This window comes from Candidatus Poriferisocius sp. (assembly GCF_965204015.1).
Lineage (GTDB): Bacteria > Actinomycetota > Acidimicrobiia > Acidimicrobiales > Bin134 > Poriferisocius.
On sequence record NZ_OZ241965.1, the window covers coordinates 2,469,503 to 2,496,233 of the forward strand.

Sequence of the window (26,731 nt, forward strand, 5' to 3'; positions counted from 1 at the left end):
ACTGATCGTGTGGGCCTGATTTCTGCGGGGAATGGTGCATCAGCAATTTCCGCCTGGTCAGCACCCATGGAGGGCCGAACTGTCACACCTGCTGCTTAGGCTGTGCTGGTGACCACTATCGAATCGTTGCCCTCGGACGAACTCCACCAGGAGCGAATACTGCAGGACTTTTTTGCTGACGACGAGGGTTCTTGGACCACCGTCTACCGCGGCGGTGACCTGGCCCTGTTTGCCGGATTCGCGCCACTGCCCTCCGTGCCCGATCTATTGAAGAAATGCGACTGGGATATCCATTTGGCGCGAGGCGGCCCGTCGCTCTGGCGGGATGCGGATGATGAGGTCTACTACGACTGCTCTTTCGGAGACCACGGCGTCAAGCCAATAGCCATCATCCAAGACCACCTGGGAGTCCTGCCTGAAATGCTCCCTCAGCTGCTCCAAGAGTTCTGCCTGTATCACAACCTGTGGCACACCGACGGGAGGGTCTACAAGAAGCTGCACCGTGACGGGAGCGAGGAAGTCGCATGTGAAGTGAGCGTGGATCTAGTTCGGATACGCACAAAGCTATTGAGGCAGTTTCAAGCGGCGGTCCAGCTCGTGCTCGTCAGGTACATAGATTCGACTGTTACCACTTCCCAATATTGCGATGACCCCGTGCTGGACCATGAGATCAAGGGCGAAGACCACTATCTGCGTCTCTCTATACGCAAGAACAGACGGACTAGTGGCAAGTTCTCCTGGCTGATGGGTAAGAAGCTGATATTGCCTCCGCCGCGGTCCGAGTGTGGACAGTGGCCGTTCGACAAGCAGGATGATGAGGATTTTCAGGAGTTCGTCATTGGCGAGACTCCAGAGGGCCATCTCATCAAGAGCACCTGCGACCCTGATGCCCTGGACAATTACTTTGACCTCAATCCCGGTGCACCCCAATATCTGACGCCCGTGTACTTCAAGCCAGAGGTTCTTGACCGTTACTACTCCGACCCCAAGTACGAAGTGCGCGACGGCCTTCTTGCCTGCGGAGGCCTGTGGGGTGTGAGTGTGGACAACAACCATCCCGAACATGTGACGGTGTGGCTGGGCGACCTCGGGCGCGATCTGCCTGAAAAGGAACGCCACCACTGGCTCACCCACAACATCTTCGTGCCCGATGGGACCCCCAGCGAGACTGCAATCAGACGGCAACTCCTGGGGCAATGGGCCGAAGCGGACTCCCCGGCCTGGCGGCTACAGGCGGCATACACGAGATTCCGGGACGACTGGGCCATGGATTGGGGCTGGGACTTGTTCAGGGACCCAGACGACGATGACCCCCAGCTCCTCGCGTGTCTCCGTGTCCCATCCCGAGGAGGGGACACAGAATTTGGCGAACAAATCAAGGCACTTCACCGGCTGTTGGTAGAGAGCATCAACACCCCGCAACTGAAATCGGAATTGCCGAAGGGCGAGAAGGACGAAAAATCCATTGCCCTGCTCGAACGGTGGCTCGCCCACAAGGGCCACCAGCAACTAAAGGAAGTCATCGGCTTGCTGAGAAAGATCAACGACCTCCGCAACGTCAGCGAGCACCGATCTGGGCGCAAGCGCACACAGGTCTTTCAGAAGCACCAAATCGCCGACGACAGGCGTGAGGCGATATCCGCCCTCTTCGAAGAGGCAATCTCACTTTTGGATTCCCTCAGGGAGACTCAGGCTAGGGCGACCACTGGCCGACAGGTCGCAGGTGCGAGTGACTATCCATTGCCTCCGTAACGAATTTTGACAGAGAGTGGTAGCATTTACTAGTAAATCCACCGTCCATGAATGACTCTGTGCGAGCATGTCAGCGCATGTGCGCAGTTCGTGCAGCGAAAGGACTCTGCGTTGGCGATGTCTGAGTTGCCGGATTTTAAGCAACCGCCAGTCATCGAGGTAGCACTCTCAGTTCAGTTCGAAGAATCGCTGGACATCCAGACTGTCGGTGAGGACGCTCTAGCAGCAGCATGGCCCGGATACGACCTCGAAATGCGTCCAGTCCTGACGACGATGGGCCTGGAACCGGGCGCGTTCGATCGGACAGACGATGAAGCGGGCAACCTTAGGTTGTGGCTTTCCAATCCCGGCGGCAGTCGCGTGGTTCAGGTACAGCATGATCGGCTCGCGGTTCATTGGACTCAAGACGAATCGGAGGAGGCATATCCTCGGTTTGCTTCGTTGCGGGAGTTCTTCGTAGAGGCATGGCACAGACTCGACGTTGCTGTCGGCGATCAGTTGGTGCCGGACGTTTGCCAAGTTCTCTATGTGAACCACATCGGCGCGGAGAGCGGCTGGCAAAGCGCTGAGGACACGCCCGAGATACTGGCTCCTTGGGGTGGCATCATGAGCGACGACTTTCTTCCCGAACCCGGGATCGCTGCCACTTACCTGCACTTCCACATACCTGATCCAGGGGAGTGGCTCGACATCCAAGCAGGCCCCGTCGGAGTCAATGACGAAAGCGTCCTCGCGGTTTATCTCGCAGCTAGGGGACTTGCGTCATCACCTGATTTGGAAGGCGCTCTCGAATTCATGGACCTCGCCCATGAGTGGATCGTTCGAGGATTTGCTTCATTCACCACACCATCAGCACACAAGACTTGGGGGCGAAGACGATGAATAGCCAAGCAGCAGGTCTCCTAGTCGAAACGCACCCCGTTGACGACTGTGAAAGCGGGTACTTTCCGTGGGGCCTCGAGACCATTACTGACCCCTTCAGAATTGTGGTCCCTGCGGCATTCAATTTGTGGTTTCCCTTTGCCGTGCGCAGGAGAAGCCGTAGAGACGCTCTGGTGAGGATTCCGATCCTTTTGGAGCCCATCAGCACTTTGCATGAGGAAATCGAAAAGCTCAAGGAACTTGACGACGGCTGGTACGACACTGACGGCGAGGCGGGGACGGCACCGCATGAGAAAGCGATCCAAGGAGTTTGGAAGCTCGCGTCAGCTGTCCGATTCTACGGGCTGCCTCAGCCGCACGTGTTCCCGTGCGTAGATGGCGGAGTCTCTATGGAGTGGTCGCTAGGCGAGGTCGAAGCGTCCATTGAATTCGGCGACTCGTCCGAATACGCAACATTTGCCTCCTGGGATGCGACAACGGACGAACACCGGTATGAGGAAAACGTCCGAGTTGACAGAAAGTACATGAGGGATTGGTTGGGTGGTCTCACAGGCACACCAGTGAAGTGAGCTGGCCCGAACTGGCGGATGGGGAAGTCCAGATCACGGATCTCGCCGAACAACTGAGGCGTCAGATAAATCCTAGATTCTTGGGCGAAGATGGGAGGACGATCACGTCCGAGGTCTTCAAGCCTCGAAGCAAGATGGTGTCCACGACTAAGGATTCCATTATTTCTAGGGAGGAGGCTCATTCCCGCTATCCGAATGAGACCGTTGGTAGCTGTTTCGTCACTGTGTCCGAAATCGAAAGTCTCGGGCTTCGCGCCATAGACGACTCTTGTGCCGATGACGTGCCGTACGGCCATGCCTATATCGACCTGCGAATCTTCGGCAGAAGTGCAATCGACAAGAAGGCCAAGCAACTCAAGAAGATTGCGATGGAAAACGGGATATGGCGTCCCTAGCGAGGCCCTCTGAATGAAGCTGTTGACTTGTGGGCCGGGGAGGATTTGAACCTCCGAAGGCTAATGCCGACGGGTTTACAGCCCGTTCCCTTTGGCCGCTCGGGCACCGACCCAACGGGGCACAACCCTACCGGCCTGTGAAGCGGGGACCCTACTTGTTTCGGGTGTGATTCCAGGACCGACGATGTCTAGCCGCGGCCGAGCCCGGCAACCACGAACCATGTCCGTCGGAGCTTGTCCGATTCGAATCTGCCGAGTTGGGCTTGGCGGCGCAGTTCTTCTAATTCAACCCCGGCATCTTGCAGAGTCGCCTCGATCAACACATCAAGCTCCTCGTCGGTGATGTGATACACCTCTGATTCAGGCACAGACGTCATGGTCGTCTCCCCTCGGTGACCCTGTACGGACGTGGTCTCGGAACAGACGACAGTTTCTCAGGTTGTCGCCCCGTGCTGGCATGAATATCTGGGAGAGGGGTGCGGTAGGTTCGGGGGGTGCCTACGTTTGATGTTTCTTCTGAGTTGGACATGCAGGAGGTCCGCAATGCGGTGGACCAGGCCGCGAGGGAAATCCACAGTCGCTATGACTTCAAGAACACCGGTAGCGAGGTTGCGCTGGGCGACGGGGTAATCACGCTGCGGTCGTCCAACGAGGATCGGCTGGCTGCCGCCCGCCAGGTGCTGGAGGAGAAGCTGGTGCGCCGCAAGGTCTCGCTCAAGGGGGTGAACTACGGGTCGGTGGAAGACGCAGCCGGCGGGACTGTTCGCCAAGAAGCGGCGCTGGCCGCGGGCATCTCGGCCGACAAGGCCCGGGAGCTGAACAAGTTCATCAAGAACCTGGGAATGAAGGGCATCTCATCGCAGACCCAGGGCGGTCAGCTGCGGGTGAGCGGCAAGAAGCGGGACATGCTCCAAGATGTGATCGCCGCCCTCAAAGAAGCCGACTTCGCCATCCCCTTGCAGTTCGGCAACTTCCGAGACTGATTTTGCTCGAATTCGGTGTCGCAGCGTCGCACCTGGGAGCTGATGAGAGGGCCATTATCCGGCCTACCGAAGAGAAAGGGGGAGAGTGATGAAGGACATAACCCGGCATCCCGCCGTCTGCTGGCTGGGGGCAACGGATTTGGTCGCCGAGGGCGATGGAATCCGGCCTACTCGAGTTCCTCGGGAGTCTGGCTACCAACTGAGCCTCCCCACGGCCTTCACAGCCGGAATGTGCTCGGGCGTTCGGCTGGCGTTTCGTACCGACGCTGAGGAACTGCGGCTTGTCGTCAATACCATCCGGGTGCAAGTGGATGGAGCCGATCCCCACCCGGCCTGTTTCGATCTCGTCGTAGAGGGCGAAACTGTCGCAGAGCGAGACTCGGAGGACGGAGTCTTGCTGGTGGTGGACAGAAACGACATCAATTCGCTGCGAATGGAAGAGGGCGGGCCGGCCACTTTGGAATTCAAGGATCTGGATCCCGCTATGAAGTCGGTAGAGATATGGCTTCCCCACACGGCTCAAGTGACGGTGTCACAGATTGCTGTCGACGCCGACAGTGCCGTAGAGCCGCCGCACCGGGGTCCTTCTTGGATCCACTATGGAAGTTCGATCAGCCATTGCATGGATGCTGACCGGCCGGGAGACGTCTGGCCCGTAGTCGCGGCCCGAAATAGCCGAAAAGGGTTCGAGGTCACGAACCTGGGTTACTCCGGTGAATGCCATATAGACCAGTTCGTGGCCCGATACATACGCGACAGCAATCCTGCGCTCATCTCGGCGAAGCTCGGAATCAACACCCTCACCACCCTGGTGGAGCGAACTTTCCGCTCTGCGGTGCACGGATTTTTCGACACAGTGAGAGACGGCCACCCCACGACGCCATTGGTTGTGTGCTCGCCGATATTCTGTCCCGACTTTGAGACCGACCCGCACACCTCTCTCGAAGGCGATGGTCTGTCCGAAACGATGAGTCAGCACTTCAACGCCACTCTTACCGCCACTCGTATCCGCAGCATCCTGGAGGAGGTGGTTGCCTCACGCAAAGAGAGGGGAGACGAGCACCTCCACTACTTGCACGGTCTTGAGCTCCTTGGACCTGATGACGCGTCCGATCTCCCCGACGGCATTCATCCCAACACGGCCGGATACGCGCGGATGGGCCAGCGATTCGCGCGCAAAGTTCTGGGAGAAAACGGCCTTCTTGCCCAATACCAGTTCAACTAGGGGAATTTGGGAGATGAATCGAGGTGGCCTAGACCACTAGGTTGCCCGGGCTGATCAGTAGGCCTGGGGGACCCACTCGCCGGCGCGGAGGCGGCGGATGCGCTCTTCGGCGGGGGGGTGGGTGCTGAACAGGCTGCGGAAGCTGGCCCGACCGGTGAGGGGGTTGACGATGTAGTGCGACGCCTGCTCCACCGGCACGTTGACCGGGATGCGCTGGGAGGCGGCGTTCAGCTTTTCTAGCGCCCGGGCTAGAGGCTCCCCGTCGCCGACGAGGCGGGCGGCGGAGGCGTCGGCCTGATATTCCCGAGTGCGGCTGATGGCCATCTGGAGCAGGCTGGCCGCGATGGGGGCCAAGATGGCGGCCAGCAGCACGCCAACGAGATCACCCATGCCCCGATCGCGGCCCCGGCCGCCGAAGAAGATCATGCCCCATACCGCGATGCGGGAGGCGAAAGTGATGGCCATGGCAATGGCGGCGGCCACCGAGCCGATAAGGATGTCGCGGTTGCGGATGTGGGCCAGCTCGTGGGCCAACACGCCTCGGATCTCGTCCCAGGTCAGGTGGTTGATGAGCCCCTCGGTGATGGCCACTGCGGCGTGCTTGGGATTGCGGCCGGTGGCGAAGGCGTTGGGCTGGGGATTGGGGCTCACATACAGCTTGGGCATTGGCATCTGGGCCTTGGTGGTGAGCTCTTCCATGATGGCGTGATACTGGGGAAGCTGCGCAGAGGTGACCGGCACAGCCCGGGCCGAGGCAATGGCCAGCTTGTCGCTGAACCAGTACGACCCGCCCACCACGATGACCGCGAGGACGATCCCGATGGCCAGCCCGCCGCTTCCGCCCAGCAGTCCGCCGACGGCCACGAACAGCGCCGCCATCAGCACCAGCAGGAGGATTGTCTTGATCGTGTTCATGCCCAGTGCCACTCCTTTAGCAACTCCTTGAAGGTTACCGGAGAGCGGCCGATGTGCGACACGCCCAATCAGGGGTTGTGCCAGGTGACGGCATCGGGCATCAGCACGAGCCCGTAGCTCTGGTCGCCCCAGCAGGTGATGGCCTGGTTGGCATCGATCCCGCAGGAGAAATTGCCGCCCGCGGTGATGGCGGTGAAAGTTCCTTCGGGTGGGTACAGTTGGCCGAAGCGATTAGTACCGCCCCAGCAGGCGGCGGTGCCGTCAGACCTGATTCCGCATGCATGGCTATTGCCAGCATCAAGGGCGGTGAAGAGGCCAACTGGTGGTGTCCCAATTGTGCCCCAGCAGGCGACCGTGCTGTCCGTTCTCAGGCCACATGTGAACGAGTGGCCCGCCGTGACATCGGTGAAGGAACCACTCGGGGCCGTGGACTCATTGTGCCAATTGTCTCCCCAGCAGGTGACCGTGCCGTCGGTTTTCAGACCACAAGTGTGGTAGTAACCAGTTGCCACCGCATCGAAAGTGCCACTGGGTGCACTTCGCTGTCCAGAGCTGCTGTCACCCCAGCAAACAATGGATTTATCGGGTCTAACCCCACAGGCATGGTCACGCCCGGCGGCAACCGAAGCGAAGACTCCGCTCGGAGCAATCGCCTGACCGGCCCAGTTGTCACCCCAGCACACGGCGGATTGGTCAATTCGGAGGGCGCATCCATGCCCAAGCCCTATAGACACCGAGGTGAATTCTCCGGTGGGTGGATCTTCGCCGAAGACGCTGGTGTCACCCCAGCAGACGATGGTCCTGTCGGATTTAAGCCCACAGGCATACTTCCGAGTGGATTCGAGAGCGGTAAAACTCCCATCGGGGACCGTAGTACGTCTGAATGGGTTGTTGCCCCAGCAATGCACAGCGCCGTCAATTCTCAATCCGCAGGAATGGCGATAGCTGGAGTCGAGTTGGATAAAGCTGCCTTCTGGGGCATCGACTTGGTTAAACCGATTGTCACCCCAGCAGGTGACCGTGCCAGTGGTTCTGATGCCGCAGAAAAAGTCGCGACCGGCCGATAAGGCAGTGAATGTGCCCACTGGAGGGCTTGTCGGCCTTCCGTGGAGATTGCTTTCCCAGCAGGCAATAAAGCCATTGGTTCTCAGCCCGCATGTATGGGATTCACCCGCAGTGATGGTAGTGAAGGTGCCTGACGGCGGGCTTTGCCTCGAATAGAAGTCTGAACCCCAACAGGCGATGGTCTGGTCGGTTCTGATCCCGCACGCGAAATAATCGCCTGCGGTGATGACGGTGAAGGTTCCAGCTGGTGGCTCCTCCAGTTGGTAGAAGTGCTCATTGCCCCAGCATTCAACAGTGCTGTCGGTTCTGATTCCGCACGCGTGAGTGTTGCCTACTGCGATTTGGGTGAACGATCCATCAGGGATTGGATTGTCATAGTCGGTGATTCCCCAGCAGGCGATGGTGCCGTCGGTCCTGATTCCGCAGGAATGATTCGTGCCGGTCGTCAAATGAGTGAATGTGCCGTTGGGAGCCCGAGTTTGTTTGCCACCCCAGCATTCGATGGTTTGGCGAGTTGTCAACCCACAAGAGAAGAGTCCGTCTGCCGAAACGGTGGTGTATTTCCCTAAAGGTGAGATCGACTCGCCATAGTTGTTGCCACCCCAGCAGGCGACTGTCTGGTCGGCCCTAATGCCACAGGCGTGTTCGCTGCTGACAGACACCGAGGTGAATGGGTTGTCTGGAGGCGGATCGGGGCAGCCGCCGGGCACTATGTGGGTGTCTACGTTGAACAGGCAGCGGTAGACGTTGAGCAGGGCTTCTTGGTTGTCGACCAGCCGGTCGCGCACGTTGAGCTCGTGCTGGGTGGGGGTGCCCTCGAATGGTGTGGGCTGGATTGGGCCTGCGGTGGGGGCACCTTCTGCACAGCCGCCCTTGACGATATGGGTATCGATGTCGAACCGACAGCGGTACGCGTTGAGAAGCGATTCCTGAGCGGCGATTAGCTGGTCGCGCAATTCGATGTTCTCTAGGGGAACCTCATTGCTAGCCGCTTCCTGAGCGCTGGCGACAGCTGTGCCAAGGGGCACCAGTAGCAGGAAAGCTGCAAAGGCGGCGGACAAGACATAGCAACGGCGTGTTGAAGGCACGATCGTGGAGTGTAGATGCTACTGGCACCTTCTGAGCATCGGAGCGTGCCCTATCCGTAGTAGCCGGAGTAGACGTAGACGCAGGGAACCTCGGCCTCGGCGTACATCTCCACGTTGCGGGGGTCGTCCTCGAGGGCGTAAAGCAATTCGAAACCGTGGCGGCGGAGGTTGTCCACCTCGGTGGCCTTGTAGGACCGCGACGGGCCGCCGCTGTTGGGGGGTCGCAGGATCAGCAGATCCCAGCGGATCTCGTGCATCTTCAGCCAGGTCAGGGTGGTGTCGAGCAGGTGCCAGGGGCGGGCGGTGAGCAGCACCACGGCGACGTCAGGGGACAGCGAGTCGACCAGGGCCACCGCCGCCTCCAGCGGGGGGTCGTCGGGGCAGCCGGCGAAGAACTCGTCCCAGCGGCGGGCTTGGGCCAAGTGCTGGCGACTGCTGGCATCGGAGATCACCCCATCCACGTCCACGATCACCGCGGGACCGCCGTCGATCGGCCCGTCCCGCCATCTCCAGTGGGAAGGGCCGCCTTTCTCGCTCAATCTTCTTGGGGGGATTCGGCGGCCCGGGTGCGGATCTCGTCCACCACCGACTGGTCGGCCAGGGTGGTGGTGTCGCCCAGGCTGCGGCCCTCGGCGACGTCCCGCAGCAGGCGGCGCATGATCTTGCCTGAGCGGGTCTTGGGCAGGTCGGGAACCAGCACCACCGTCTTGGGCCGGGCAATGGGGCCAAGCTTGGTGGCCACATGCTGGCGGACCTCCTCGCCCAACTCGTCGGTGGCGTCGTGGCTGCCCCGCAGGATCACGTAGCCGATGATGGCTTGGCCGGTGGTGTCGTCGGCCGCGCCCACCACGGCGGCTTCGGCCACCGCGGCGTGGTCTACCAGAGCTGATTCCACCTCGGTGGTGGAGATGCGGTGGCCGGAGATGTTCATTACGTCGTCCACCCGACCGAGGAGCCACAGGTAGCCGTCGTCGTCCACTTTGGCCCCGTCTCCGGCGAAGTAGCGGCCCTCGAACCGGCTCCAGTACGTCTCCCGGTAGCGCTCGGGGTCGCCCCAGATGCCCCGCAGCATCGACGGCCACGGGCGGGTGATGGTGAGGTAGCCGCCGCCCCGCTCCACCGGGCGGCCGTCGTCGTCTACCAGTTCGGCGAACACCCCGGGAATGGGATGGGTAGCAGAACCCGGCTTGGTGGTGGTCACGCCGGGCAGCGGGGAGATCATGTGGCTGCCGGTCTCGGTCTGCCACCAAGTGTCCACGATGGGACAGCCCTCGCCGCCGATGTTGGTGTGGTACCACATCCACGCCTCGGGGTTGATGGGCTCGCCCACCGTGCCCAGCACCCGCAGGCTCGACAGGTCGTGCTTGGCGGGCTCCTGGGCGCCCCATTTCATGAAGGTGCGGATGGCGGTGGGGGCGGTGTAGAGCTGGGTGACGCCGTAGCGCTCCACTATGTCCCACAGGCGGTCGCGGCCCGGGGTGTCGGGGGTGCCCTCGTAGATCACCGAGGTGGCGCCGTTGGCCAGGGGTCCGTACACGATGTAGCTGTGGCCGGTGACCCAGCCGATGTCGGCCGCGCACCAGTACACGTCGGTGTCGGGTTTGAGATCGAACACGTACTTGTGGGTGAACGCCACCTGGGTGAGATAGCCGCCGGTGGTGTGCATGATGCCCTTGGGCTTGGCAGTGGTGCCCGACGTGTAGAGCAGGTAGAGAAGCGCCTCGGAGTCCATGGGCTCGGGAGGACAGTCGGCTGAAGCGTCGGCCATGAGGTCGTGCCACCACAGATCCCGGCCCTCGGCCATGTCGACGTCGGTGTCGCAGCGGTTGACCACCACGACGTGCTCCACCGAGGCCGCCCCCTGACTGAGGGCGGTGTCCACGTTGGGCTTCAGCATCGACGGAGCGCCCCGGCGGTAGCCGGCGTCGGCGGTGATAATGAGCCGGGCCTCGGCATCCTCGCAGCGGTCGACGATGGCATCGGGGGAGAAACCGCCGAAGATCACCGAATGGGCCACGCCGATGCGGGTGCAGGCCAGCATGGCCACCGGCAGCTCGGGAATCATCGGCATGTAGATCGCCACCCGGTCGCCCGCGCCCAGTCCCAGGCCTTTGAGCACGTTGGCAAATTTGGACACCTCGGTCAATAGATCGGCGTAGGTGATGGTGAGGGTGTCGCCCGGCTCGCCCTCCCAGTGGAAGGCGATCTTGTTGCCCTGGCCGGCTTCGACGTGGCGGTCGAGGCAGTTGTACGACACGTTGAGGGCGCCGCCGATGAACCACCGGGCGAAGGGCAGATCCCACTCCAACACCGAGTGGAAATCGCGGTCCCAACTCAGCAGCTCGCGAGCCTGGCGGGCCCAGAACGCCTCGTAGTCAGCCTCAGCCTCGTCGTAGAGCGAGCGGTTGCTGGCCAGTGCGGCGGCGGCAAAATCGGGGGACGGGGCAAAAGTACGGTCTTCGACGTAATAGTCCTCGATGGTGGCGTCGGCCATGGTCGATCCTTTCCGATGCTTTCGCGAGACTGCGCGGCGAGCCTACATTCTGTCGTCCTAGAAGGGTTATGGTCAGGTAGTGGAGCTACTTCGGGCCGGGAGTTGATCGGCGATTATGGACATCAGGGTTGCCACGCTGTGTGATTTCGCCCAGGTGCGGGAGGGGCTACTGTTTGTGAGCTCGGCGGGCATCACCCGGGTGTATCGGGAGTCATTTCCCGCGCCCATCGGAGTGATGCTGGCCTTGGTGCTGGAGATGTCGCCGGTGGAGGCGGCCGCGCCCAACAAGATCACCGTGAGGGTTGAGGATGCCGACGGGAAGAAACTGGCCGAAATGGTGGGTGAGGTGCAGGTGAAGCTGGGCTCGGGCCATGATCCCGGCGAGCTGGTCAACGTCCCGTTCGTGGCCGATTTCCGGGCGATGAAGCTGCCGACGCCGGGTCGATATCAGGTGGCTATCCATCCCGAGGTCGATGGCGCCAACCCGGTAGCACTGGGGTTTCGAGCCGCGGTTCGAAACAAGACGTGATCCGAGTCACTCCGGTGGAGGCACGTCCCATTCGGCCACGGTGAAGCCGCCTAGACCGGCGGGGTCGAGCAGGGCTTCGGCTTCGATGACCCGGCTGCGGCCGGCCAGTGCGGCCAGATCGCCTTGGGCGGCTCCCGCCCGCCAAGCGGCCGCCCCCTCGTCCACCAGCTCGTCGATGCTGTGGACCCGCAGCCAATCAGCCTGTGTGGAGACCCTGGTGGGTGGGCGCACCGCGGCGAGCTGATCGAGAGCTACCTCACAGGTGATGTCCTGGGTGCCGGGGGCGGTCCACGGGTCGTCGCCCCGCTCATGGCCCCGATAAGTCCGCAGCCACTCGGGCCAGGGCCGGGAAGCCATTTTCTCGGTGGTGCTCATGTAGTCGATGATCACCACGGTGCCCTGATTCAGGATCGACAGGGCCTGGGCCAGCCATGAACAGGCCTGGCTCTGACGGGGGGTCAGGCGGGTCTCGGGGTTGGGGCGGTGGTCGCCCACCTCGTTGCCGTCGGGGTCGAAGAGGTGCAGCGGCAGATTGTCGAGCAGCTCGTTGGCCACGATCACTCCGGTGATCGGGCCACCGGGCATGGCGGCTTGTGAGTCGCCGATGGTGTGGGCCGCGCGCCCCGCGGCACTGCGCTCCACGTTGATCCAGCGCAGCGCGGGTGCGCAGCCGGGCTCGGCCTTGGCCACAGTGCGGGCCAGGGTGCCTGGTCCGGCCCCGGCGTCGATCACGGTGAACGGGTCGGGTTGACCCAACTCGCTCCAGCGGCGGTCCAGCACCCGGGCAACGACGGCACCGAACAGCGGCCCTACTTCTGGGCTGGTGATGAAGTGGCCCCCCCGGCGTCCGGCTTGGCCCGACTGGTAGAACCCGTGCTCGGGGTCATACAGCGCCCGTTCCATGAACTCGGCGAAGTTGGTCATCGCAATGGGCGAGACTCGTCGATGCTCGCAGCAAACCCCACCGCTCCAGTATGACGATGTAGGCAGCCGGGAACCCCAGCGGTGCGCGCCATTGGTGGTGTCAATACACTGTGGCCATCGAACGAGCGGAACCGCGTGAATCGCGGCATCCGGCACTGGAGGCACCATGACTGACACCCCGATGACCCGACCCGGCGAGGTTGCCGGCTGGCCGAAGCTGACCGTCGAGTACCGGACCGATCCGGCCGGCATTGAGCAAATCCTGCCGCCGGGGCTCATTCCGGGCGATCCGGTTGTCACCGTGGGCGTGTACTGCGTGCCGGTGATGGGCGAGCCGGAGTACGGCGTCAGCGTGAAGGTGCCGGCCAGCTGGAACGGCGTGAGCGGTCAATACAGCCTGGGTTTGGGTATCGACCAGGAGGCCGCCATCTTCATCAGCGGTGAGACCAACGGCCAGCCCAAGTACCCGTGCGACATCCGCTTCTATCGCCTGGGCAACCGGGTGGAAGCCCGGACGATCCATCAGGGCTATACGTTCATCGAGTTCGAAGGCGATGTCACCGGGGCAGTGGAACCGAAGGCCGGAGAGTTCACCGAGCACGAGTGGTGGACCAAGTACTCCCGGGCCATCGGCGGCGCCGAGAAAGAGTACGACTTCGCGCCCCACGTGGTGGATGTGGCCACCACCTTCGAGCAGGTTCACGTCGAGGACATCGACGGCGAGTTGCGGTTGTTGGACAGCCCCTGGGATCCCGTGGCCCGTTACTTCCCCATCGTCGAGCAGCTCTCGGCCCAGCTGGTAACCAACCGGATGATCGACCGGCAGATCACCAACGCCGGCCCGCTGGACCCCGATGCCTTCTGGCCCAGCGCCGACGTCATCGGTGGGTCCCGTTGGCCGGGCACCCGGGGCGGCCCTCGTCGCCCGTAGGTCTTTTAGGAAGCTGGCTCAGGTTCGACGGCATACCAGAGGCGGTCAAACGCGGTTCCCGCACCGGCCAGTTGGCTAGGCGGACCGTTCTCGACCACCCGGCCGTCTTCCACCACGACCGCGAAATCGGCCTGCAAGGCGACGTTTTGCCGATGGGTCACAATGAGAGTGGTGGCTCCGAGCGACCTCACCGCATCCAGCACCGCCTGCTCAAGCGGCCCGCCGAGGCTTGATGTTGCCTCATCGAGAACCAGCACGTCGGGCTGAGCCAACCACGCTCTGGCCAAAGCGACGAGTTGCCGCTGGGCCGCGGTGAGGTTTCGACCCTCTTCATCCACGGGATGGTCCAATCCGTCTTCCAGTTCTGAGATGAGGGAATCGGCACCGATGGCCCTTGCCGCAGCCATCAGCTCGTCATCCGAAGCCTCGGGTCGCCCATAGGCGATATTGGTGCGAATCGTTCCTTTGAACAGGAAGGCATCCTGGGGCACGATTCCCAGACGGTGCCGCAGCGACTGGGCGCGGTAGTCCCGGATGTCGATTCCATCGTGGGTGATGCGACCCGAGTCGGGGTCATAGATCCGAGTCAGGAGCTTGGTAATCGACGACTTCCCGGCACCAGTGAACCCCACAATGGCGGTCACCGAGCCAGCCCGTAGCGCGAAGGACGTATCGCGCAGAACCGGCTGGTCGGTTTGGGGATAGGTGAACGAGACCGACTCGAACGCGAGGTCGCCGGTGAGCGGACCGACCTCTTCGGCGTCGGGCCGTTCGATCGGCCAGATCGGGGCCTTGAACGGGTGTCCGAGGCGGCGCCACGAGACTCGGGAGTCGAGGAAATACGAGTACAGGCCGCCAACAATGGCCAGTGGTCGCAGGGCCTGGTCGACCACCAGTCGCGCCGCCAGCGCAGTACCCACGGCAACAGTTCCGGCTATGGCCGCGTTTCCGGCCCGGGCCAGCACGAAAGCGCCACCGACTAGAGCGATGAACTGCATTGTCTCGGCATAGAGATTTGCCGCTGAGGTCGCCCAGCGCCGACTCTGGCGGAGTTCCCAGGCATCACCCACGAAGCGGCGATTGGCCTTCTCCTGGGCACCGCACCCCCGTAGTTCCGACCGTCCGGCGAAGTGCTCCTCGAAAACGGAAATCGTTCGCCCTAGATCGGTTCGGGCTCGTTCAAAGGCTCGATGTCCGACCACCAGCTGGGCGTAGGTGGCGGCCAGCATCAATACAGCCATGACGACGACCACCGGTGCGATCTGGGGCACCAAGATCACGGCCACCGTGAGTCCGATCACGAGGCTCGCGATGGTCGAGATGAATCGGAAGATCGGCTCTTGCAAAAAGTTCAGAACGGTGTCGAGATCATTCACAACTCGGGCGGCAACCTCACCGGGCAGTTCGCGGTCGTAGAAGTCGATGCCGAGCTTGGTCAGACGCTGGAAGACTCGACGGCGCATGAGGTAAACGATGGACTGGGCGATCTTCATGGCGATGATTCGCAGGAAGTAGCCGCTGAGCGCGAAGACAATGCCGACGCCGACGGCGGCGGCCCCGATGACGTAGACGATCGACGAGTCGCGGTCTTCGGCCGCATCGGCGGCCTGGCTGAAGAGCAGCTCCGGTCCGATCTTGGCCAGGGTGTTGACCACGAGCAGCACCAACAGCACCACCAGCGCCGCCGCGGTGACGCGCGCCAGGAATCGCGCACGAGGCAGCTTGTCGACGCGGCTGGTTTCGTCGTCGACCAGCGGCTCCTCGTTGCTGACGTCGAGCGAATGCACCACATTGGCCAACGATCCATCAACGTCGGCGTCGTCTAGTGCGAACGGATCTGCCGCGCCCGCACTCGTCGTGGTCCCGGGGCGGTCGGGCAATTCGATGACGATGTCGGCCAGTTCAACTGGGTCCGGGCGCCGGCTGATGGCCACCACGATTGTGTCGGGAAGCACTTCGGCCATCTGTTTGAGGATCCGAAGCTCATGGGCAGGACTCACCCCCGAAAGTGCGTCGTCGAGCACGATCACTCGAGGACGAGCGATGATCGCCCGGGCCAAGGCGAGGCGCTGGCGTTGGCCCCCTGAGAGCGTCAGCCCGCGGTCACCGATGGTGCCATCGAGCCCATTGGCGAGGCGCTCTGTGATGTCATCAGCGCCGGCAGCATCGAGAGCGACGGTGATCTCGTGGTCAGAAACCTCCCAAGGAGCACCGAGGTCGAGGTTGTCCCGAAGCGTGCCCGAGAACAACACCGGCTCTTCGGAAACAACGCGCACCACCCTTCGGATGGTGGTGATGTCGAGTTCTGAGAGAGGTCGGCCATCGACGAATATCTCTCCAGACGTAGGCGACAGCAATCCGCCCATCAGGTTGGCCAGTGTGCTCTTGCCCGAGCCGGGAGGGCCGGTGACAACCACGAGATCACCGGGTCGCACCGAAGCCGAGACATTGTCGATCACGATGTGTCCTTCGAAATCGACCTCCACGTCTTGGAGCTCGAACCCCTCGAATGTTTCGGCCAGCGGACGGCCTTCGGTCGGGCGTTCACCGAGGGCGAGAACCTCGGTGAGTCTCAATTGAGCGCTGCGAAGGTATTGCCACCGGCTGGCCAGTTCATCCAGCAGTTGGGCCAGAGTGGTGACAATGCCCGCGGTCTGAAATGCGACCAGGAATGTGCCCACCGAAAGGTTGCCAGACACGACGAGCCTGGCCCCCACGACCAAGACCGCGGCGTTGACCAGCAGGGGAACTGCTTTGAGGAAGATGTCATAGCGAGCGAGGAGCCGGACGCGGGTCATCGAATAGCGATAGGTCCGCAGGGCAACGTCGCTCAACCGCTGTCGCTCTTCGTTCTCCCGTCCGAATGCCCGCATCACCCGGACCCCGCGAACCGGCTCGTCAATGGCGGCGGCCACTTCGGCTCGCTCGTTGAGCTCAGCCCAGCTCAGTCCCCAGAGACGCTTCCGAAAGAGCGACAGGAGCCAGAAGTTGAGCGGGATGGACAGGAAGGTGATGAGGGCCAAGGCAGGACTCAGGAAGGCCAGATACACCAAAAGAGCGATGGTTGCCGGCGCCAAGGTCACGATTGTTGGCAAGAGCTGGAGTGTCCCTTGGACCAGATTGAGGTCGGTCATCGACCGCGTGACCAACTGCCCTCCGGTGACTTTGTCGAGGGTTCGGAGGTCGGCCCATTGCACTCGGGTGTAAAGCCAGGTTCGCAGGTCGAACTCGAGCTGATAGCCCAGCCGCTCAGTGAGCTGCTTGAAGGCAAAGCCGAAGGCGAATCCAAGCAGGGCGAGTCGGAAGATATAGGAGACGTATTCCTGGAGAGGGATCGCCTGGTCGACAATTCCGTTGTCGACCAGGGCCACCGTGGCGCTGGCGATCAGCAGGTTGACGACGATGCTTCCGCCCATTGCGCCGACAAGCCAGCGGACGATCCCCTTTTGTCGGGCGAGCAGAATCCACAGCAGGCTTCTTCGAACGGCGACGCTCTTATCGATCATCCATGTCGAGGACGTGGACTTCATCGGAGGACATCCGCCATTGCCATGGCCTGCATTGGGGTCAACAGATTCCTACCAATTCTTCGTATTCGTCTTCGCAGGCCAGTTCGGGTTCTCCCCGCAGGGTGAGCACGCATCCCCGCGATGCCATGGCTCCCTCTTCGTTCACCCGGAATGGGGCAGACGGCCACATTGAGTCGTCGCGGGCGTTGTCATCCACCGAGGCAAAGTCGCCGCTGTCCTCATCGGCGGTGTACCAGGTCAAAATGTCGCCGTCGTAGTCCTCGTCTTCCCCTTCCGGCAGCAGCTCGGCGCTCAAGAAAACCGTGTCGTCATCCCGCTGGTGGACTCGGGCGTGGCGGAGGGTTCCGTCGGTGGTCAACCCTGCTTGCAGCGTCTCAACAGAGGTGAGCTTCGCCGGGACACAGAGACCGGCGTCGACCGAGGGGCTGCTGCACGCGACGAATGCTGGGGCGATGAGACAGAGGCACGCGGCCGCTCGCAACGCCCTGCGGGAAAGCTGCGGCGCCAAGGTGTTCGGTCCCTGCTAGGTGTCGAACTTCAGCCCGACCAGTTGTTCGCTGAGCTCCCAGAGCGCGGCCTCAATGGGCGGGTTGTAGATGTGAGGGGCGTAGCCGATTTCGCCTGTTCCCGGTTCGGCCACGTTGCAGTCGGCCAGGTACTTGCCGTTGTGGTCGGCCAATTCCGGGGCGGTTGCGGCCCAAACTTGGGTGGCGGCGCCGGATTCCAGGGTCTTGTATTGGAGGCCTTGGCCTGAGGACGAGCTGGCCTTGGCTCGCTGTCTCATGCCTTCGATCATCTCTTTGGTCATGTGCCGGCCCAGCTTGGTGGGGATTGCTCCGGGATGGACCGACAGCGAGACCAATTCATCGCCGCAGCGCCGAGCCAACTCGGCGGCGAAATGGATGTTGGCGGTCTTCGACCGGCCGTAGGACACCCAGGGGTCGTAGGGAGTGGTCTCGAAGTTGGGATCTTCGAGATCCACGTCGGAGATGCGGTGGCCCCCCGACGACAGGGTTACCACCCGAGGACTCTCGGCTTGGCGCAAGAGCGGCATCAGCCGGGCCGTTAAGGCGAAGTGGCCCAGATGGTTGGTGCCGAACTGCATCTCAAAGCCATCGGCGGTTCGGCCGAATGGGCAGCACATCACGCCGGCGTTGTTCAGCAGCACGTCGATGCGGTCGAACTGATCGGCGGCCTCGGCGGCGAAGCTCTCCACGCTGGCCAAGTCCGAAAGGTCCACCTGGTGCATCGACAGATCAGCCTCGGGAACTGACGAGTGGACGCGATCGGCGGCCTCAACGTTGGCCTCGGCGTTCCTGGCCAGCATGGCGACCCGGGCCCCCCGGGCGGCCAGCACCCGGGCCGACTCTTCTCCCAACCCGCTGGATGTGCCGGTGATCATGAAGATCTGCCCCGACAGGTCGAGCCCGTCAACAACCTCTTCGGCGGTGGACTCTCGACTGAACGAACTCATGCTGTGGCCTCCTAGTCGACACCGGGAACATAGTTCGCGGCGGAAAAAGCTGCTGATAAGTCTTCAAGGTCTTCGATGCTGAGGGCCCGGTGGTCATTGGCCCTTGGCGACGAGGAAACCAGATGACTCAGCGTCATGGGGGGTCAGTACCTTTTCGGCGTCGAGCATCTCGACCAGCAACTGGAGAAGGTCCTTCGCGACGGAGGGCTCAGAGTCGATCAAGTTTGTGGTCTCGTCAGGGTCTTCGAGCAGGTTGTAGAGCTCGTGAGGGTCGTCGGGTGATTGGACATTGTGTATGTATTTCCATTGGTCGGTGCGGACCGTTCGATGCTGGTGCTCGGTGCAGGTCGTCGCACTCCGGATTTGAGTCTCGGGTTGCTCGAGGATCGGGCGCAGTGAGCGACCGTCGATCCCCGCGATATCCGTGCCGGTGTAGTCGAGAATCGTGGCCGTCACGTCGATGAGTTCGGTTAGAGCCTCGCTGACCCCGGTGGAGATTCCCGGTCCGGCCGCGATCATCGGGATCCGCATCGACGGTTCGTAGCCGTAGTGCTTCTGGAAGAGTCGGTGATCGCCCAGCATCTCACCGTGGTCGGCAGTGAACATCACTATCGTGTCGTCGGTCTGCCCGATCGCGTCCAATGCAGTCAGGATTTCGCCGATTTGGATGTCGATGGCGGCCAACTCCGCTGTGTACTGGCGGCGGGCTTTCATCAACTCATCCGGGGGGAGAGCAGACTGTGACTGGCCGAACCTCTTGGCCCGAGGCGTGCCTTCGTCGAGCACCGGTTCAGGGACTTCAGCGTCGCGAAATTGCTCTCCGAACTCCCTTGGCGGGTCGAACGGATCGTGAGGTCCGCAGAAGCTGACATAGAGGTGCCAGGGGAAACCACTGGGAACTTCTTCGAGCCATTCACACGCCTTTTGGCCGATCCAGTGGTCCATCCATGCCTCGGTTGGCAGCACTGAGTCTCGGTACCACAGATCGGACAGTGATTGCTCGTCGCCGAACCCCGGGCGTCCGGCAAAAATCTCCTGGACCCGGGCGGTGTAGTCATCTCGAAAGCCCTCCCATAGCCCTTGTTCTCGAAGCCACATCCCGTATGGACCAGAAGGTGCGTCGCCGAAATCGAGGCCAGCGATAATCTTGCCCAGTGTCTCGATGGGGTGGGTGAATCCCCAGCGGTATGCCTTGGGACGATCGCCGCGGGGACCATGTTGAAGATCTCCCTTGTCGAGGTCGAGCTTGCCGACTACACCGACCTTGTAGCCGGCATCGCGAAGCTGTTGGTAGTACGTCGGCAGGGAGGAGTCGAGTACGTCGTTGTTGGACTGCGTCCCGATTGACAGCGGGGTCCTCCCAGTTGCCAGCCCGATCCGCGCCGGTACACATACCGACGAATTGGTGACATGGCCGGTGATCCTCGTTCCTCGCCCCGCCAATGCATCGAGGTGAGGGGTCACAACCCCAGGAGTGCCGTGGCACCCAAGCCAATCCCAGCGATGTTGATCCGTAGTGATCAACAAGACATTGGGCGCTGCGCCGTTTCCATCTTGGTCAGCCATTTGTGGCCCCTCCCCTGAATGATCCCATCCCCTTGCCTCCTGGAGTATGGGTGCGGCCTAAAAGTGCGTTGCGATTAGGAAACCGAGCTACACGGTGACGGTTGCCAGTCAGTCGGCCAGCGATTCCAACTGGTATTTGAGCCACCGTGTCAGCCACATGTTCTCAGACTTGTCCAGCAGTCGCTGGTGGGCTTGTCGAGACAGCTCTCGGGCTCCGGCATGATCGGGCCGGTGGCCGAGAACGATCTCGAGCAAGTGGAGCGCTTCTTCGGGGCGGTCGGCCGCCAGCTTCTCGCCGGCTCGTTCCACGATCCGCTCCGCGCCGGCCAGTTCCACCAAGTCGGCGTCCACCGACCGAGGGCCGAAGTCGTAGAGTTCCGTGGTGGATTCGGCGTGGAACCAGCCGCTGTAGTGCTCCCAGATGGAGCGCACCCCCCACGACACCTTGCCGTAGCCCTCTCCCAGCTCCAGCTCCGGAGGCAGAGAGATCTCTCTCATGAGCGTGCGGACGTCTTTGCCCTCGTTCATCCCCTTCACGGTCTCGTCGTGTACGTAGAGGGTTCCATCGCGAAAGGCGGTCAACTCGGCTTCGATCACGTCCTCGCCGACAACCGGAGCGTGATGTCCGTAGAGGATCATCGCCGGAGCGAGGTCGAGCACCGTCTGAGCCGCCTGAGCGCAAACCAGGGCATCGCGGTAGCGGTCGCCCCGAATGGTGGACAGATTGGGAAAGTGGCCGAACGGGCAGCCGAACAGGTTGCCGGTGAGGCAGATGCGGTGTTGCGGGAGCCAGACGATCAGTGAATCGTTGGTCTCCGCGCCGGGGCATCCGACGAGCACAACCTCCAACCCGCCCACGTTGAGTTCCAGCCGGTCGTCGAAGAGCACATCAGGAGTGGGGGCATCCTGCGGGTTGAAGTGGGTGTACCCGTGGTCGCGGTAATGGCGGTTCATGACCGCGTACTCATCGTCAAAGGCGAACCCGGATCGTTGGGCCCGAAACCAGGCCAGGCGGTTGTCGTAGCTCTGATGTTCGGGGTTCCCGCTTTGGGCAATCACCTCGAGGCCGGGGTAGAGCTCTCGAAAAAAGGCCGTCCCCCCGACGTGGTCCACATGCCCCTGGGTGAAAACCAGATGTCCGATGGGGGCATCTGAGTGGGTGGAGAGGTTGTGATGGTGGACCGGTGCTTCGATCCCCATGCCCGAGTTGACCAGCACGCTGGGACCCCCGGTTTCCAGGAGATAGACGTTGGAGAAACCCTCCGACATCACCACGAAGTCGTTGATCCGCTCACAGCGGCCGAATCTTGCCGGTTTGGGATCCACCGGACGAGAGCGATAAATCGGTGTACGCATTCAGGGATCCCTTCGTTCATGTTGGTTCATGTCGCTCATCCCATCTCTCCTTCGGGCTGCACGCCGAACGCATCGAAGTAGAACTTGAAGCGCTGGCGCATCATCGACGGATTGACCCCGAAGTCGCCCTCGAGGTCGTAGACGATTTGGCCGTGTTTGCCTCGGGGGTTTGCCCCCACGTAGTCAGCTATCTCCCTTTGAGACTGCTCGGTCCCGGGAAGGCCGGCAGTGTCGTGGACCCGTCTGACCACCGCGGCGTTGTCGGCCATGAATTCGTGGAAGTGGACGTCGACCCGCTGTTCCGGCGGCAGCAGGTGGAAGTGCTCCACCATCCGCCGTAGGAGCCGCTCGATCCGGTCGGGCCAGTACTCGGCCAACTGGGCGATCCTTACCGACTTGCGGGTCATGCGCTGGCCGTAGGCCAGCATGGTTATGGCCGATTGGATGACCGATACCGGATCCCGGTAGGTCATCACGTAGGTGGCATCGGGGAACATGGCCCTGAGCTCGGGAAGATTCTCCAGGTGCATGGGTGACTTCAGCACCCAGCGGGTTGGCGCATCGGGAGGCTGACGATGCAACAAGAGCTTGAGCATGGTCTTCAGGTACTCGTAACGGGGCAGTTGGTCGCTCGCGTAGTAGTGGTCCCGAAAGCGGGGGGCAAAGCTGTTCCATTCGAAGCTGTAGGTGGAGAAGTCCGAGTACATGAGCGAGATTTCCTCGTCGATGGTATCGGGGGCCATGTCGTGCATGGCGGCGATCAAGGGCGCAGACTGCACCGACATCTCCCACCCGTCCGCACTGCGCTGGTACCGGGGGTCTGTGCCATCGGGGAGCATCTCGTCGTCGGGTCGAGGCAGTGGCTCACTCGCCTCCCAGCAGGGCAGTGAGCGCATTCTGGAGTCAGCGGCCAACAGGTTCACCAGATGGGTTGTCCCGGTGCGAGGGAGTCCGACAACGATGATGGGCTGTCGAATCTCGATGTCGTGCACATCGGGGTGGTGCTTGAGATAGCCCATGACCAGCAAACGGGTTCGGGCATAGCCAACGAGTTGTGTCCGCAGAATGAACCGCCCCAGACCATTGATAGTTGGGTCGGTGCCCCAGTCTTCGCAGACGAGGTCGAGGCGCTCGAGAAAATCATCGGGGCCGTAGTCGCTCATCCCAGTTTCGGCACAGGCTTCGGCCAAGATCTCATCTCGGTCAAAAGAGACGGTGAGCTCGTCACCGAATTCTCGGGCGCTGATTTGGAACTCTGTCAACTTGGGCTCGGCGAGGTCGGAGATTCGGATTTCGTTCATGGGCACTCTCTCAACAGGCCATCCATGGGAGTCGGTTGATCATTCTAAGTTCCGGAAGTGGAGTCAAAGATGGGAGTCAGTCTTCGAGGTCTTCGATGCTGCGGGGCCAGTCGTCTTTGAGGAGGCGGGATAGGGAGCGGTCGGCCAGGATGCGACCGTCGGTTTGGCACTGGGGGCAGTAGTTGACCTCGTTATCGGCGTACACGATGCGCTGGACGGGAACCCCGCATACCGGACAGGGCTGGCCGAACTTGCCGTGGACGGCCATGTCGTCGTGGAAGGCGGTGACCTTGTCGGGGAAGCCGCCGCCCACCGCTTGGCGATGGCGCTCGGTCCAGTCGACCAGCGTGGTTCGAGTGGCCTCGTAGAGGCGGGCAATCTCGTTGTCGTCGAGGTTGCCGGTGCGCTGCACCGGGGACAGCCCAGCGTGGAACAAGATCTCGTCGCTGTAAGCGTTGCCGATGCCGCTGAACACGGTGGGGTCGCAGAGGGCCCGCTTCAGAGTGCGGTTGCGGCCCGTCAGGGCGTCGCGAAACTCGACCTCGTCCACTTCCAGTGGTTCCACTCCGCCCCGGTCGTGCTGCTCGACCAGCGCGTCGGCCCCCCGGACCAGCCACAGCGACGCCTTCTTGCGCTTGCTGGCTTCGGTGAGCACCAAAGTGCCGTGGTCGAAATCGAAGGCGGCCAACCCGATCTTCCCCGGTGGCTTGGCCCCCACCTCATCCCGCCACCGCAACCGCCCCGCCACCATCAAGTGGATCACTAGGTACAGATCATCAGATCCGTCCAGCCCTAGTACCAGCCGCTTGCCCAACCGCTTGGTGCCGACCACCGTTCGCCCCTCAGCCTCGCTAATCGGAGGGTCAAACGTCTGAAGCAGGCTGACCCCGACTATTCGGATCTTGCGCAGCTCCCGCCCCACCACATACCGGTCCAGCGACTCCAAATAGACCACCACATCAGGCAGCTCAGGCATATCAGCAATGCCGTTCTGTCTGGGCCATCAGCCAGAGACTACGGCTTGGGCTTAGGGTTCGTAGCGGTAGCGGATGGGGCATTGGTCGACGTGGTTGACCATGACCCGGGGTAGCCAGTGGGGTTCGGCGGTGAGCTCGAGGTCGCGGGTGTGGCGGGCGATAACCGCGGCGGTTTCTTGGAGTTCGGCCCGAGCGAGCGCCTGGCCAAGACAGAAGTGCGGGCCCATGCTGAAGGTGAACGACCAAACCGTTGGGTCGCGGGTGATGTCGAATCGGTCGGGTTCGGAATAGCGGGCCGGGTCGCGGTTGGGGCCGCCGATGATGATGCTGAGCGGTTCGCCAGCCTCAAAGTGAAGCCCCGCGGCCTCCGCGCTGGCGTTGGCCTTGTTGCCGCTGGCGTAGAACGCGGGCTGGTAACGGAGCACCTCCTCCACTGCGCCGCGTTTGAGCCCTTCGGGATCGCGGCGCAGCAATTCCAGCTGGTCGGGGTGGCGGGCGAACTCGAGGAACGTGCTGGTCATCATGCTGGCGGTGGTCTCAATGGCGCCGCCGAAGATGTTGGTGAACAACACGATCAGCTCGTCATGGCTCAGCCGATGGCCGTCCTCTTCGGCTTCGATCAACCGGGTGAGCAGGTCATCGCGCGGGTTTGACCGTCGGCTCTCCACCAATTCGCCAACGAACGCCATCAATGCGGCGAATGTGTCGTTGGCCCGGTCTCGGATCTCTTGAGTCACATTGGGGCCGAAGGCATCGGCCCCCGCTCCCGCCATTTGCTTTCCGATGTTGGCTGCTTCGTCCATCTCAATGTCGAGGAAAGCAACCACCGACATGAATGGGATGGCGGTGATCTCCTTTCTGACGTCGAACTCGCCTGATTCTGCATGCCGCTCAAGAAGCGCCCGAACGTGCTCGCGGGTCACCGGGCGGACCTTCTCCACCGATTTCGGAGTCAGGGCTCGGTTCACCAGGCTCCGGAGTCGGCGGTGGTCCTCGCCATTGCGGGCCCCAATCGAATAGCGCCGCCACTCATACAGCGGGTCACCGGGCTTGAAGCCCCGCTTTTCGATGTACTCGAGGCCTTCGTTCTCAAACTCCGGACGCTTCTTGATCTCCTCGGCATCCGACCAGCGCAGAATCGCCTTCATGCCATCGGGGGTTACGGCGGTGCGATGGCGGTCACGGTGCTCGGCAATGATCGGGTAGGGATTGTCCCAATAGGCGTCGTCATCGAGCGGGATGACCGGAGCGGTGTTCAGTGGCATTCCCCTGATGCTAAGGCAATGCGATGAGGGTGCCTTCGGTGAAGTGGGTGATGACGGCGGGGTAGATGCCGAACAGGAGGGTGGCCGCGGCGGTGAGCCCGAGGGCGGCCACCAGTGAGGGGGGTACCCGCAGAGACGATGTTTCGGCCTCTTCGGGGGCGTTCTCGAACCACATCATGCGGGCCACCTTGGCGTAGTAGAACAGCGCGATCACCGAGTTGACCGCGGCGATGGCGGCTAGGGAGTAGCCCCAGCCGGTGTCGGCTTCCACCACGGCCCGGAATACGGCGAACTTGGCGAACCAGCCGCCCAGCGGGGGGATGCCAGCCAAGGAGAACAGGAAGATGGTCATGAGAATGGTCATGCCCGGGGCATATTTGAACAGCCCGGCATAGGAGCTGATCTGGCCGGAAGCGGTGCGGCGAGCCACCGCAATGATTACCGCGAAGGCGCCCAGGTTCATGGCGGCGTAGATCAGCACGTAGATGATCACCGCGGAGAGGGCTTCACTGCCGATATCGCCGGCCACCGCCAGGGGGGCCAGCATGAACCCGGCCTGCGACACCCCGGAGTAGGCCATGAGGCGCACGATGTTCTCTTGGCGCAGGGCGATGAGGTTGCCGGCGGTCATCGAGCCCACGGCCAGGATCCACAGCAGCGGTTGGTAGACATCGTCCCGCCCGGGGAAGCCGGCGTACACCAACTGCATGAGGGCCACGAACCCGGCTGCTTTGGAGGCCACGGCCAAAAAGGCGGTCACCGGAGTGGGCGCGCCCTCGTAGGTGTCGGGGGCCCAGGTATGGAAGGGGAAGCCCGACACCTTGAAGGCGAACCCGACGATCACGAAGATGATGCCCAGGATCACCACCGGGTTGGCATCTCCGCTCGACACTGTGTCGGAAATGACCGACAGACGGGTGTCGCCGGCCAGCCCGAACAGCAGCGACATGCCGTACAGCATGATGGCCGAGGCGAACACCCCCATCAGGTAGTACTTGAGCCCGGCCTCATTGCTCCTGGGGTCGGCCTTGCGCCACGCGGCCATCAAATAGGCGGGGATGGACAGCAGCTCCAAGGCCACGAAGATGGTGACCAGATCGCGGGCCGAGGCCATCAGCACCATGCCCATCACCGATGCCAGCAGAAGGCCGTAGTACTCGTTCTCCCAGTAGTCGCCCTCGGCGATGTAGTTGGTGGACAACAGCACCACGATGTAGGCGACCACGATGAACATGGCCTTCAAAATGAGCGCGAAGTCGTCCACCACGAAGGCGCCGCCGAACATCTCCCGGGTGGTCCCATCGGCGGCCAGGGTCACGATGGGGATCAGCGCCACCAGCAAGCCGATGCCGGCCAGCGCCGAGGTGTAGGCCCGTCCCCGCTCCAACAGCACGATGTCGATCAGCGTGACCACCGCGCCCACCCCCAGCAGGGTGAGCTCGGGCGCGACGGCATGCCAGTCGATGTCCGGTCGAACGAAGCCGACAATCGAGGGCAGGGACGAGAGCAC

General features: G+C 62.3%; 23 protein-coding genes and 1 tRNA gene. 8 read left to right on the forward strand and 16 right to left on the reverse strand.

Features of this window, described 5'->3' with window-relative positions; translation table 11 throughout:
- Positions 1–108 precede the first annotated feature (108 nt).
- From ACOGJC_RS11105 to ACOGJC_RS11120, 4 genes are all read left to right on the forward strand, one after another.
- Positions 109–1,752, forward strand: coding sequence for a hypothetical protein (locus ACOGJC_RS11105; RefSeq protein WP_419845058.1), 1,644 nt, complete (start codon positions 109–111; stop codon positions 1,750–1,752).
- Positions 1,753–1,869: 117 nt separating this feature from the next.
- The gene (locus tag ACOGJC_RS11110; protein ID WP_419848230.1) at positions 1,870–2,634 is read left to right on the forward strand and encodes a TIGR04255 family protein; all 765 of its coding nucleotides are present in this window, start codon (positions 1,870–1,872) and stop codon (positions 2,632–2,634) included.
- The gene (locus ACOGJC_RS11115; RefSeq protein WP_419845059.1) at positions 2,631–3,203 is read left to right on the forward strand and encodes a hypothetical protein; all 573 of its coding nucleotides are present in this window, start codon (positions 2,631–2,633) and stop codon (positions 3,201–3,203) included. The genes ACOGJC_RS11110 and ACOGJC_RS11115 overlap by 4 nt, the downstream gene beginning before the upstream one ends.
- Positions 3,200–3,598 carry a hypothetical protein gene (locus ACOGJC_RS11120; RefSeq protein ID WP_419845060.1) on the forward strand — a complete coding sequence of 133 codons (399 nt, stop codon included), beginning with the start codon at positions 3,200–3,202 and terminating at the stop codon, positions 3,596–3,598. Before ACOGJC_RS11115 ends, ACOGJC_RS11120 begins: the two co-directional genes overlap by 4 nt.
- 30 nt (positions 3,599–3,628) lie before the next feature.
- Here ACOGJC_RS11120 and ACOGJC_RS11125 read toward each other — a convergent pair.
- Together ACOGJC_RS11125 and ACOGJC_RS11130 are read right to left on the reverse strand one after the other, a co-directional pair.
- Positions 3,629–3,711: transfer RNA gene (locus tag ACOGJC_RS11125), tRNA-Tyr, on the reverse strand.
- Between the two features lie 75 nt (positions 3,712–3,786).
- Positions 3,787–3,975 (reverse strand): hypothetical protein, encoded by a 189-nt coding sequence (locus ACOGJC_RS11130; protein ID WP_419845061.1) that lies wholly within the window; start codon positions 3,973–3,975, stop codon positions 3,787–3,789.
- 117 nt (positions 3,976–4,092) lie between these two features.
- On the opposite strand from ACOGJC_RS11130, the gene ACOGJC_RS11135 reads away from it, so the two are divergent.
- Positions 4,093–4,581 (forward strand): YajQ family cyclic di-GMP-binding protein, encoded by a 489-nt coding sequence (locus ACOGJC_RS11135; protein ID WP_419845062.1) that lies wholly within the window; start codon positions 4,093–4,095, stop codon positions 4,579–4,581.
- Between the two features lie 88 nt (positions 4,582–4,669).
- A complete protein-coding gene (locus ACOGJC_RS11140) occupies positions 4,670–5,806 on the forward strand; it encodes an SGNH/GDSL hydrolase family protein (protein WP_419845063.1) in 1,137 nt (378 codons plus the stop codon).
- A gap of 54 nt (positions 5,807–5,860) precedes the next feature.
- Here ACOGJC_RS11140 and ACOGJC_RS11145 read toward each other — a convergent pair whose 3' ends face one another.
- The 4 genes from ACOGJC_RS11145 to acs all read right to left on the reverse strand — a co-directional run bounded on the left by ACOGJC_RS11145 (position 5,861) and on the right by acs (position 11,368).
- Complete coding sequence (locus ACOGJC_RS11145; protein ID WP_419845064.1) at positions 5,861–6,721, reverse strand: M48 family metalloprotease; 861 nt, start codon at positions 6,719–6,721, stop codon at positions 5,861–5,863.
- 68 nt (positions 6,722–6,789) lie between these two features.
- Complete coding sequence (locus ACOGJC_RS11150; RefSeq protein ID WP_419845065.1) at positions 6,790–8,814, reverse strand: RCC1 domain-containing protein; 2,025 nt, start codon at positions 8,812–8,814, stop codon at positions 6,790–6,792.
- Between the two features lie 110 nt (positions 8,815–8,924).
- The gene (locus ACOGJC_RS11155; protein ID WP_419845066.1) at positions 8,925–9,413 is read right to left on the reverse strand and encodes a hypothetical protein; all 489 of its coding nucleotides are present in this window, start codon (positions 9,411–9,413) and stop codon (positions 8,925–8,927) included.
- Positions 9,410–11,368 (reverse strand): acetate--CoA ligase, encoded by a 1,959-nt coding sequence (acs, locus tag ACOGJC_RS11160; RefSeq protein ID WP_419845067.1) that lies wholly within the window; start codon positions 11,366–11,368, stop codon positions 9,410–9,412. The genes ACOGJC_RS11155 and acs overlap by 4 nt, the downstream gene beginning before the upstream one ends.
- A gap of 115 nt (positions 11,369–11,483) precedes the next feature.
- Here acs and ACOGJC_RS11165 point away from each other — a divergent pair, with 115 nt between their 5' ends.
- Entirely contained in the window at positions 11,484–11,897 is a 414-nt protein-coding gene (locus tag ACOGJC_RS11165) for a DUF6941 family protein (RefSeq protein WP_419845068.1), read from the forward strand.
- Between the two features lie 6 nt (positions 11,898–11,903).
- Here the strand turns inward: ACOGJC_RS11165 and ACOGJC_RS11170 are convergent, their stop codons facing one another.
- On the reverse strand, positions 11,904–12,821 hold the full coding sequence (locus ACOGJC_RS11170) for an SAM-dependent methyltransferase (RefSeq protein WP_419845069.1): 918 nt from the start codon (positions 12,819–12,821) through the stop codon (positions 11,904–11,906).
- A gap of 166 nt (positions 12,822–12,987) precedes the next feature.
- Between ACOGJC_RS11170 and ACOGJC_RS11175 the strand changes: the two genes are divergently transcribed.
- Positions 12,988–13,752 (forward strand): acetoacetate decarboxylase family protein, encoded by a 765-nt coding sequence (locus tag ACOGJC_RS11175; protein WP_419845070.1) that lies wholly within the window; start codon positions 12,988–12,990, stop codon positions 13,750–13,752.
- A gap of 5 nt (positions 13,753–13,757) precedes the next feature.
- Here ACOGJC_RS11175 and ACOGJC_RS11180 read toward each other — a convergent pair whose 3' ends face one another.
- The 9 genes from ACOGJC_RS11180 to ACOGJC_RS11220 form a co-directional block, all read right to left on the reverse strand.
- On the reverse strand, positions 13,758–17,282 hold the full coding sequence (locus tag ACOGJC_RS11180; RefSeq protein ID WP_419845071.1) for an ABC transporter ATP-binding protein: 3,525 nt from the start codon (positions 17,280–17,282) through the stop codon (positions 13,758–13,760).
- Between the two features lie 37 nt (positions 17,283–17,319).
- The gene (locus tag ACOGJC_RS11185) at positions 17,320–17,790 is read right to left on the reverse strand and encodes a hypothetical protein (RefSeq protein ID WP_419845072.1); all 471 of its coding nucleotides are present in this window, start codon (positions 17,788–17,790) and stop codon (positions 17,320–17,322) included.
- Positions 17,791–17,805: 15 nt separating this feature from the next.
- A complete protein-coding gene (locus tag ACOGJC_RS11190) occupies positions 17,806–18,756 on the reverse strand; it encodes an SDR family NAD(P)-dependent oxidoreductase (protein WP_419845073.1) in 951 nt (316 codons plus the stop codon).
- Between the two features lie 93 nt (positions 18,757–18,849).
- The gene (locus ACOGJC_RS11195; protein ID WP_419845074.1) at positions 18,850–20,322 is read right to left on the reverse strand and encodes a sulfatase; all 1,473 of its coding nucleotides are present in this window, start codon (positions 20,320–20,322) and stop codon (positions 18,850–18,852) included.
- Between the two features lie 108 nt (positions 20,323–20,430).
- Entirely contained in the window at positions 20,431–21,678 is a 1,248-nt protein-coding gene (locus tag ACOGJC_RS11200; protein WP_419845075.1) for an alkyl sulfatase dimerization domain-containing protein, read from the reverse strand.
- Positions 21,679–21,713: 35 nt separating this feature from the next.
- Complete coding sequence (locus ACOGJC_RS11205; protein WP_419845076.1) at positions 21,714–22,979, reverse strand: sulfotransferase family protein; 1,266 nt, start codon at positions 22,977–22,979, stop codon at positions 21,714–21,716.
- 76 nt (positions 22,980–23,055) lie between these two features.
- Positions 23,056–23,955 carry an Fpg/Nei family DNA glycosylase gene (locus ACOGJC_RS11210; protein WP_419845077.1) on the reverse strand — a complete coding sequence of 300 codons (900 nt, stop codon included), beginning with the start codon at positions 23,953–23,955 and terminating at the stop codon, positions 23,056–23,058.
- Between the two features lie 51 nt (positions 23,956–24,006).
- Positions 24,007–25,221, reverse strand: a complete 1,215-nt coding sequence (locus ACOGJC_RS11215) for a cytochrome P450 (RefSeq protein ID WP_419845078.1) — start codon at positions 25,219–25,221, stop codon at positions 24,007–24,009.
- A gap of 10 nt (positions 25,222–25,231) precedes the next feature.
- Positions 25,232–26,731, reverse strand: a complete 1,500-nt coding sequence (locus ACOGJC_RS11220) for an NADH-quinone oxidoreductase subunit N (RefSeq protein ID WP_419845079.1) — start codon at positions 26,729–26,731, stop codon at positions 25,232–25,234.

Coding starts and splice junctions, on each gene's coding strand:
- ACOGJC_RS11110 (WP_419848230.1), top strand. CDS start 1,870: ATGTCTGAGTTGCCGGATTTTAAGCAACCGCCAGTCATCGAGGTAGCA.
- ACOGJC_RS11115 (WP_419845059.1), top strand. CDS start 2,631: ATGAATAGCCAAGCAGCAGGTCTCCTAGTCGAAACGCACCCCGTTGAC.
- ACOGJC_RS11130 (WP_419845061.1), bottom strand. CDS start 3,975: ATGACGTCTGTGCCTGAATCAGAGGTGTATCACATCACCGACGAGGAG.
- ACOGJC_RS11140 (WP_419845063.1), top strand. CDS start 4,670: ATGAAGGACATAACCCGGCATCCCGCCGTCTGCTGGCTGGGGGCAACG.
- ACOGJC_RS11145 (WP_419845064.1), bottom strand. CDS start 6,721: ATGAACACGATCAAGACAATCCTCCTGCTGGTGCTGATGGCGGCGCTG.
- acs (WP_419845067.1), bottom strand. CDS start 11,368: ATGGCCGACGCCACCATCGAGGACTATTACGTCGAAGACCGTACTTTT.
- ACOGJC_RS11165 (WP_419845068.1), top strand. CDS start 11,484: ATGGACATCAGGGTTGCCACGCTGTGTGATTTCGCCCAGGTGCGGGAG.
- ACOGJC_RS11170 (WP_419845069.1), bottom strand. CDS start 12,821: ATGACCAACTTCGCCGAGTTCATGGAACGGGCGCTGTATGACCCCGAG.
- ACOGJC_RS11175 (WP_419845070.1), top strand. CDS start 12,988: ATGACTGACACCCCGATGACCCGACCCGGCGAGGTTGCCGGCTGGCCG.
- ACOGJC_RS11180 (WP_419845071.1), bottom strand. CDS start 17,282: ATGAAGTCCACGTCCTCGACATGGATGATCGATAAGAGCGTCGCCGTT.
- ACOGJC_RS11190 (WP_419845073.1), bottom strand. CDS start 18,756: ATGAGTTCGTTCAGTCGAGAGTCCACCGCCGAAGAGGTTGTTGACGGG.
- ACOGJC_RS11195 (WP_419845074.1), bottom strand. CDS start 20,322: ATGGCTGACCAAGATGGAAACGGCGCAGCGCCCAATGTCTTGTTGATC.
- ACOGJC_RS11200 (WP_419845075.1), bottom strand. CDS start 21,678: ATGCGTACACCGATTTATCGCTCTCGTCCGGTGGATCCCAAACCGGCA.
- ACOGJC_RS11205 (WP_419845076.1), bottom strand. CDS start 22,979: ATGAACGAAATCCGAATCTCCGACCTCGCCGAGCCCAAGTTGACAGAG.
- ACOGJC_RS11210 (WP_419845077.1), bottom strand. CDS start 23,955: ATGCCTGAGCTGCCTGATGTGGTGGTCTATTTGGAGTCGCTGGACCGG.
- ACOGJC_RS11215 (WP_419845078.1), bottom strand. CDS start 25,221: ATGCCACTGAACACCGCTCCGGTCATCCCGCTCGATGACGACGCCTAT.